Raw genomic sequence first — 1,862 nt, 5'->3', positions numbered from 1 at the left:
TGTCCACTTGCACATAAATACCTACATAATCATGTTGTTCCTTTTCATAATTAAACAGCCGGTATCTATTTATCCCCTCCAAGCAAAGTGCTAAAATCTTAGCAAATTACTCTGGGGGGATTTTTATTGGTCATTGCCTACAACTTTAATATTTCGTTAGAAGATTATGCTGCCCGGGGTATTAACAATGCTTTCCCCAGGATAAACCGGTGTCCTCATTGCCGAGGTATGGTTAATCTCCTCCGACACGGCTTTTATTGGCGAAACGCCATTGAGGGGGAAAAGTTGTACAGGATACCAGTTTGCCGGTTAAGATGCCCATCCTGCAATAAAACAGTATCCTTACTGCCAGACTTTCTGATTCCTTACTTTCAATATACAGTGAGTACTATTTTGGATAGGCTGAGGAGCAGCTTTATTGACCGGGTTATCATCGGGCAGCGCCAGCTAACAGCATTTTACCAAAAGCGTTACATCAAGCAACTGAATCAGGTCGAGATGTTTTTTCGAGATTATGGCTTTAGGGAACCACTTCCTACAGGTAGTAAAGAAAAAGCCATAAAATTGCTTGAAATGATCCTGGCTTTGGGGAAAGCAACCTTCGTAAGAAGGTCCACGGGACATTTCATAGGCAACTTCATGGCAAATTAATTTTACCATGAATAGTACCCCCTTGTGAATATTCTGCCTGACCACACACCTTTTGCGTGGAAAACTGTATCTTGGCCGTTTTAGAATGGAAAAGAGTTAACCGGCATTGCCCCAACAATTATTTCCATGCTTAAGGAGTGAAGTATGATGCAGGAACAAGGTGAGTTAACATACTGTCCCCAAACGGACCGCTGGATATTTACAAGCAGGTTGTCAAACTATTCACTTCATTGCGGAGAAGCTTTGATGCTTTGGCTTGACGGCTATTGGCTACCCTGCCGGATTGAACTGGGCAACCAATGGTACGTTATCTTTCGCAATGCCGCCTTTGATTTAAAACCAGGTCAAGTATACCGGGCAACTGTATGAAAAAGTAAGGCAATGTTCCGGTTAACCTCAATAGCGGAGGTGATTATGGTGGATGAAAAAATACGCGAGAGCATAGCGCTGTTTCGTTATGGGCTTATCGCCCCCATTTTAAACGGCCAGGTCAGCTGCCAAAAGACTTACCTGGAAGAAGTAGCCGGGAAAAAGCATCAGGTGCCTTACTATGGCGAAAAAGAATTTACGCCCAAGACTATCTCTTGCTGGCTCTTAGACTACCGGCGGGCAGGCTTCGCCGGGCTAAAGCCAAAAGGCCGATCTGATAAAGGACAGTGCCGGAAATTGAATGCCCAGCAGGAAGAACGGCTCCTATCTTTGCGTCAGCAATACCGGGATATGCCTGTTTCGGTTTTTTACGATCAGCTAGTGGACCAAGGCGAGATCCTGCCCAAGGAAGTTTCTTACGCTACGGTTTACCGGTTCTTACGCAAACACGGGCTGATTGCCAGAGATGCACCTGCAAAGCAAGAAAGAAAACGTTTTGCTTATGATAAAGTTAATATTTTGTGGCAGGGAGATATGTCAGTAGGACCGTATCTTTTGCTTAACGGCCGGAAAACCAAGACTTTCCTCTTCGGGTTTATTGATGATTGCTCCAGAATTGTGCCCTTTGCCCAGTTTACTGTCTCTGAGAAGTTTGATGCCCTTAAAAACGTGTTCAAGGAGGCCTTGATCAGACGGGGCATACCTAAGATTGTATACGTTGATAATGGCAAGATTTACCGGGCGGATACTTTTCATATCGCCTGCGCCAGTCTGGGGATTGTGTTGACCCATACCAAACCTTATGATGCGGCCAGTAAAGGGAAAATTGAGCGTTTTTTCGG

3 protein-coding genes are annotated in these 1,862 nt (G+C 44.7%); all 3 read left to right on the top strand.

Features of this window, described 5'->3' with window-relative positions:
- Positions 1 to 126 precede the first annotated feature (126 nt).
- On the top strand, positions 127 to 651 hold the full coding sequence (locus BUB67_RS17075) for a DUF6431 domain-containing protein (protein ID WP_013809835.1): 525 nt from the start codon (positions 127 to 129) through the stop codon (positions 649 to 651).
- 144 nt (positions 652 to 795) lie between these two features.
- Positions 796 to 1,020 carry a DUF5348 domain-containing protein gene (locus BUB67_RS16500; RefSeq protein WP_013809834.1) on the top strand — a complete coding sequence of 75 codons (225 nt, stop codon included), beginning with the start codon at positions 796 to 798 and terminating at the stop codon, positions 1,018 to 1,020.
- A gap of 48 nt (positions 1,021 to 1,068) precedes the next feature.
- Positions 1,069 to 1,862 (top strand): helix-turn-helix domain-containing protein (locus BUB67_RS15870; protein WP_143157127.1); only part of this gene is annotated, 794 nt, incomplete at its 3' end.

The organism is Desulforamulus putei DSM 12395 (assembly GCF_900129195.1).
Taxonomy (GTDB): Bacteria; Bacillota; Desulfotomaculia; order Desulfotomaculales; family Desulfotomaculaceae; genus Desulfotomaculum; species Desulfotomaculum putei.
Note: the sequence above shows the minus strand (reverse complement) of the source record. Positions and strands in the feature narration are given on the sequence as shown.